General features: G+C 58.1%; 8 protein-coding genes. 1 reads left to right on the top strand and 7 read right to left on the bottom strand.

What is annotated here, in order from left to right:
• Positions 1 to 244 precede the first annotated feature (244 nt).
• The 3 genes from ACNPN0_RS06875 to ACNPN0_RS06865 all read right to left on the bottom strand — a co-directional run bounded on the left by ACNPN0_RS06875 (position 245) and on the right by ACNPN0_RS06865 (position 2,232).
• The gene (locus tag ACNPN0_RS06875; RefSeq protein WP_013349906.1) at positions 245 to 529 is read right to left on the bottom strand and encodes an HU family DNA-binding protein; all 285 of its coding nucleotides are present in this window, start codon (positions 527 to 529) and stop codon (positions 245 to 247) included.
• 275 nt (positions 530 to 804) lie between these two features.
• The gene (locus ACNPN0_RS06870) at positions 805 to 1,089 is read right to left on the bottom strand and encodes an HU family DNA-binding protein (protein WP_013349906.1); all 285 of its coding nucleotides are present in this window, start codon (positions 1,087 to 1,089) and stop codon (positions 805 to 807) included.
• A gap of 174 nt (positions 1,090 to 1,263) precedes the next feature.
• Positions 1,264 to 2,232, bottom strand: a complete 969-nt coding sequence (locus tag ACNPN0_RS06865) for an SDR family NAD(P)-dependent oxidoreductase (protein ID WP_105657037.1) — start codon at positions 2,230 to 2,232, stop codon at positions 1,264 to 1,266.
• 219 nt (positions 2,233 to 2,451) lie between these two features.
• Between ACNPN0_RS06865 and ACNPN0_RS06860 the strand changes: the two genes are divergently transcribed.
• A complete protein-coding gene (locus ACNPN0_RS06860; protein WP_448937275.1) occupies positions 2,452 to 3,036 on the top strand; it encodes a DnaJ family domain-containing protein in 585 nt (194 codons plus the stop codon).
• Between the two features lie 60 nt (positions 3,037 to 3,096).
• Here the strand turns inward: ACNPN0_RS06860 and rpsN are convergent, their stop codons facing one another.
• From rpsN to ACNPN0_RS06840, 4 genes are all read right to left on the bottom strand, one after another.
• Positions 3,097 to 3,402, bottom strand: a complete 306-nt coding sequence (gene rpsN / locus ACNPN0_RS06855; RefSeq protein WP_013349909.1) for a 30S ribosomal protein S14 — start codon at positions 3,400 to 3,402, stop codon at positions 3,097 to 3,099.
• A gap of 3 nt (positions 3,403 to 3,405) precedes the next feature.
• A complete protein-coding gene (rpmG, locus tag ACNPN0_RS06850) occupies positions 3,406 to 3,576 on the bottom strand; it encodes a 50S ribosomal protein L33 (protein ID WP_013349910.1) in 171 nt (56 codons plus the stop codon).
• A gap of 2 nt (positions 3,577 to 3,578) precedes the next feature.
• The gene (gene rpmB, locus ACNPN0_RS06845; protein ID WP_013349911.1) at positions 3,579 to 3,815 is read right to left on the bottom strand and encodes a 50S ribosomal protein L28; all 237 of its coding nucleotides are present in this window, start codon (positions 3,813 to 3,815) and stop codon (positions 3,579 to 3,581) included.
• Positions 3,816 to 4,142: 327 nt separating this feature from the next.
• A complete protein-coding gene (locus tag ACNPN0_RS06840; RefSeq protein ID WP_105657039.1) occupies positions 4,143 to 4,643 on the bottom strand; it encodes a MarR family winged helix-turn-helix transcriptional regulator in 501 nt (166 codons plus the stop codon).
• Positions 4,644 to 4,988: the final 345 nt, after the last annotated feature.

Here is a 4,988-nt window from a genome sequence, read left to right as displayed (position 1 = left end):
CCCTCTTCCGGGCCCCGAACGCCGCACGGTCGCACGGTCTTACCAGTGAGAACATATCAAACGTTTCGCCCCAGAACTGCAGAAAACAGGCGGAAAACCGGGATTTTTTCAACTAATTGCAGATTTCTTGGCTCAACGGCAGCATTTTTGGGTTCAATGAAGGCTTTTGCAACGTTCCTTAACGCCGCAAGGCCCGCCAATCCGGGAACGGACAGCGGGCCTTGCGCAAAGCTCTAGCGGAAGCTTACTTCTTGGCTACAGCAGCCTTCAGCTTCGACCCAGCGGTCAGCTTGACCGAGTGGCCAGCAGGAATCTGGATTGCTTCACCGGTCTGTGGGTTGCGGCCGGTGCGAGCTGCACGATCGGTGCGCTCTACAGCCAACCAACCTGGGATCGACACCTTCTCACCCTTGGAAATCTGGTCGACGAAAACCTCGAAGACTGCATCCAGAACACCATTAACGGCAACCTGGGAGTTTTCGGTCTTCGCTGCAACAGCAGCAACAAGTTCGCTACGGTTCATAGCCAATGTATGGTCCTCCTGGACTAGTGATCCAAAGCCCTCTTCCGGGCCCCGAACGCCGCACGGTCGCACGGTCTTACCAGTGAGAACATATCAAACGTTTCGCCCCAGAACTGCAGAAAACAGGCGGAAAACCGGGATTTTTTCAACTAATTGCAGATTTCTTGGCTCAACGGCAGCATTTTTGGGTTCAATGAAGGCTTTTGCAACGTTCCTTAACGCCGCAAGGCCCGCCAATCCGGGAACGGACAGCGGGCCTTGCGCAAAGCTCTAGCGGAAGCTTACTTCTTGGCTACAGCAGCCTTCAGCTTCGACCCAGCGGTCAGCTTGACCGAGTGGCCAGCAGGAATCTGGATTGCTTCACCGGTCTGTGGGTTGCGGCCGGTGCGAGCTGCACGATCGGTGCGCTCTACAGCCAACCAACCTGGGATCGACACCTTCTCACCCTTGGAAATCTGGTCGACGAAAACCTCGAAGACTGCATCCAGAACACCATTAACGGCAACCTGGGAGTTTTCGGTCTTCGCTGCAACAGCAGCAACAAGTTCGCTACGGTTCATAGCCAATGTATGGTCCTCCTGGACTAGTGATCCAAAGCCCTCTTCCGGGCCCCGAACGCCGCACGGTCGCACGGTCTTATCAAGAGTTGAACTTACCAGCTGAAAGCGACAAAAAGTGCATCATCTTGCGGATTCTGCTGAATTTTCGCCAAATCAAGGGTGTGAAAGTTCACCCGGGACCTACAGCGCGAACGGATCGAGGCCTTCGTTTGCCTCCACGAAAAGTTCCCAGGCTTTGCTTTGCAGCTCCTTGCCGCGGGTCGCTTTCGCCGGGCTGGCCAGTGCCGTTGGACCCTTCGTGAGGTATTTCGGCCCCAAGTAGCTGCCTCGGGGCGCGTCTTCGAGTTCCGGCGCCAATGCCGCTTCGACCAATGCCACCGCACCTTCATGTTTGCCCTGCGCGAAACTGGACTGCAATTGGCCAATCAGCCGCTTGGCAAAGTCCGGTTCGTTGATGTTGGGCACCTGCGGGGTCAGCCCGGAAAGCGAATACCCCGGGTGGATGGCCAGCGCGCGAGCCGGCAGTTCCAGCTGGCGCAGCCGGTGGTCCAGGGCCAAGGTGAAGGCTTGCACTGCCGCCTTGGACTGCGCATAGGCACGGTATGGATGGTAGTCGCGGGTCAAGGCCAGGTTTTGCGGATCGGTAGCCAGCATCCGGGTGGACATCGATCCCAGCCCGATGAACCGCAGCGGCTGGGCGAAGCGTTCGGCCAGCTCGCCGACTAGCCGCGCATGCCCGATGAAATTCGTGCTCATGGTCAGCTCATGGCCCAGCAGGCCCTCGACGCGGCTCTGCGGCGCCCGGATGACCCCGGCATTGGCGATCAGCGCATCCAATGGCCGATTGCGCAGTTCAGCTGCCAGCCCCATGGCGGATTCCATGCGCGAGGAGTCGAACTGCATGAATTCCACGCTAGCCGCCGGTACGCGCAGCCGGATCTGCTCCATGGCATGCTCCGCACGGCTCTGGTTGCGGCAGGCCAGGATAACTTGCGCACCGGCTCGCGCCAAGCCGAGGCTCGCGAAGAAGCCAAGGCCGCTATTCGCGCCGGTCACCACAACGGTCTTGCCTTGGCCCAGCGGCGCCCACCGCTGCCGGTTCGCGTAGATGTCAGTTGCGGGTCTCGGATAGCGCGTCGCTGGCTTCATGGAATACACGCTACTACAGGGATAATGCTCGATTGCGGGTGGGACATGGCCGCTTATAGCGATCTCCAGCCACCTCGCAGCCGCTTGCTGGGCACTGGATCCTTGGCGAGGCGCCCGAACCCGAAGGGAATGATTTTATCTTCCCAGCTCCCCCATCAATTGCTTCGGAACGTCCCAGTGCCGTTGCCGGGCTCAGGCACACGGTGGGATCATTGGAAGATGGAGCACAGCGAGGATGCCGCACTGAATGCGGCCCGGTACAAGATGAAGCAGGACAGCGAGCCGTTGCCGGTGGACGAGTATGCGCAGGCCACCGGGATGGCTCCCGTCGAGAAGCAGAAGACGCCGCTGCAGCTGCATGCCGAGGACGAGGCATGGGAAGTGGCCAACTCCGTGCTCGATGAGGCTTTCGCCCGCGGGGACTTCGACAATCTTGCCCTCTCGGGCCAGAAGATCGACCATATCACCAGCAATGACGATCCCGACTGGTGGCTGAAGTCCATGATGCGCCGAGAGCAGCTTACCGGGCTGGGCCCACCGGCCCTGACCTTGCGCGTGGAAGATGAGCAGATGGAGCAGACCTTGGACCGCTTGCCCTCCGAGCGGGCCGTGCGTGAGCATATCGAGGATTTCAATGCCCGCATTATCGAGGCGCGGCGGCAGCTGCTTGGCGGCCCGCCGGTGATCACCGCTTTGCGCGATTCCACCGCAGAGGTGCTTGGTTGGCAGGAACGCCGGGCGGCAGAACCTGCACCGGTGGCAGAGAAGGCACCGGTGAAACGCCGGTGGTGGTGGCGGCGTTAAAAGGCGAAGCCGCCTTCCCGAAAGGGAAGGCGGCTTGCTAAGTCAAAAGACTTGCAGGTCTTACCAGGAAGACTTGGTGATGCCCGGAAGCTCACCACGGTGTGCCATGTCGCGGAAGCGAACACGGGAGATACCGAACTTCTGGAAGGTGCCGCGTGGGCGACCGTCGATTGCGTCGCGGTTGCGAACGCGGATCGGGGAAGCATCGCGTGGAAGCTTCTGCAGGCCTACGCGTGCAGCTTCGCGAGCTTCGTCGGTTGCGTTTGGATCAACCAGGGTCTTCTTCAATTCGAGACGCTTTGCAGCGTAACGCTCGACAATGACCTTGCGCTGTTCGTTCTTTGCGATCTTGGACTTCTTGGCCATGTCTTAGCGCTCCTCTCGGAATTCAACGTGCTTACGGACGACTGGGTCGTACTTCTTCATGACCATGCGGTCAGGGTTGTTACGACGGTTCTTACGGGTTACGTAAGTGAAACCGGTTCCAGCGGTGGACTTCAGCTTGATGATCGGACGTACGTCCTTATCCTTCTTTGCCATTTTTAGAGCTTCACACCCTTCGCAATCAGGTCAGCAATTACAGCGTCGATACCGCGAGCATCGATGACCTTGATGCCCTTGACCGACAGGGTCAGGGTCACCTTACGGCGCAGGGAAGGCACGTAGTAGGTCTTCTTCTGGATGTTCGGATCGAAACGACGCTTGTTGCGACGGTGCGAGTGGGAGATGCTATGTCCGAAGGCCGGAGTAGTACCGGTTACCTGGCAAACAGCTGCCATGATCACTCCTCAGTTAGTTAGTAGTAAAATTCGGCGGTACTCGCGCACAGTGCCCATACCAAAATATCGACACCGCTTCTGCGTTATGAGTCCCGCCAACCAGTGAAACACCGTTAATACTGCACACTAGGAAGGTAACCAGGCTGGGTGAGAACCAACCGAAGAGCCTTAAAGTATGTAAGTCGGTGAACTTCGCAACCGGTCGAGCAATTTCCCCGTACTCAGTCGGCCACGATATTCGGTATTACGGGCAACGCGCAGTTGTTCTGCTGTTAGACGGCATAACAACACACGCGATTAACGCCTGATTAGCTTATCGAGAATTCCTCAGTGTTCCAAATCGAGGTTTTCCGAATTCAGGATCCAATGATCCGCATCAAGCGAAGTTGTAATTTTGCGTGCGATCCGCGTGAGATCGTTAACGTCCTTGTCATCAAGGGTATCGAAGAGAAGACCGCGCACCGAGGCAACGTGGTGAGGCGCCATCTGCTGCACGGCTTCCCATCCGGCCTGCGTTAATGAGGCGATTTTCACACGGGCATCTTCTGCGGACTGCTCGCGGGTGACCCAGCCGCGCTTCTCCAGCTTCTTGACCACATGCGACAGTCGCGAAAGCGAAGCACTGGTGTGCGAAGCCAGCGTCGTCATGGTCAGCTGATGGTCCTTGGCCTCGGAGAGCATGGCGAGCATGTGGTAGTCGAAAAGCGTGATGCCTTCCAGGCCCTGCAGATCGGAATCCAAGGCCGCCGGAAGCAAAGTCATGACAGCATGCAGTCCAAGCCAGGCGTCGCGTTCAGGCCCGGAGAGCCAAACTGGCTTATCGCTCATGAAGTTTCCAATCGTTCATAGACCTGCACCTACAGGCCAGCAAGGTATCAACCTGTAGACCATATATTGTAAAGCTAAGTATTTACTATATGTCAGATGCCCGCATTTCGGCTCTCTGCCAATATTTCGTTCCGCCAGCCACCCTAATGGCCTTTGGGCTCGGCTGCATCCTGCAGGCAATGGTCCTGCAAATCACCGCAAGAGCAGCAAGCGGCCGGAGGCCTAGCGCCAGTCCAACAGCGTGCAGGTCCCAGAGGGTGCAAGGAGCGAGCTGGGTGCCGCTCACGCTAGTGACGATCCCTGCTTTTTGACCAGCTGGCAAGCCAAAGGCCCGCGCTGAAGAGC

The sequence above is a fragment of the Glutamicibacter sp. AGC84 genome (genome assembly GCF_053543575.1).
This window is presented reverse-complemented; position numbering and strand designations above follow the sequence as displayed.

Excerpts from the sequence above, each read along its gene's own strand:
- rpmG (WP_013349910.1), bottom strand. The coding sequence starts at position 3,576 with ATGGCAAAGAAGGATAAGGACGTACGTCCGATCATCAAGCTGAAGTCC.
- rpmB (WP_013349911.1), bottom strand. The coding sequence starts at position 3,815 with ATGGCAGCTGTTTGCCAGGTAACCGGTACTACTCCGGCCTTCGGACAT.
- ACNPN0_RS06865 (WP_105657037.1), bottom strand. The coding sequence starts at position 2,232 with ATGAAGCCAGCGACGCGCTATCCGAGACCCGCAACTGACATCTACGCG.
- ACNPN0_RS06860 (WP_448937275.1), top strand. The coding sequence starts at position 2,452 with ATGGAGCACAGCGAGGATGCCGCACTGAATGCGGCCCGGTACAAGATG.
- ACNPN0_RS06840 (WP_105657039.1), bottom strand. The coding sequence starts at position 4,643 with ATGAGCGATAAGCCAGTTTGGCTCTCCGGGCCTGAACGCGACGCCTGG.
- rpsN (WP_013349909.1), bottom strand. The coding sequence starts at position 3,402 with ATGGCCAAGAAGTCCAAGATCGCAAAGAACGAACAGCGCAAGGTCATT.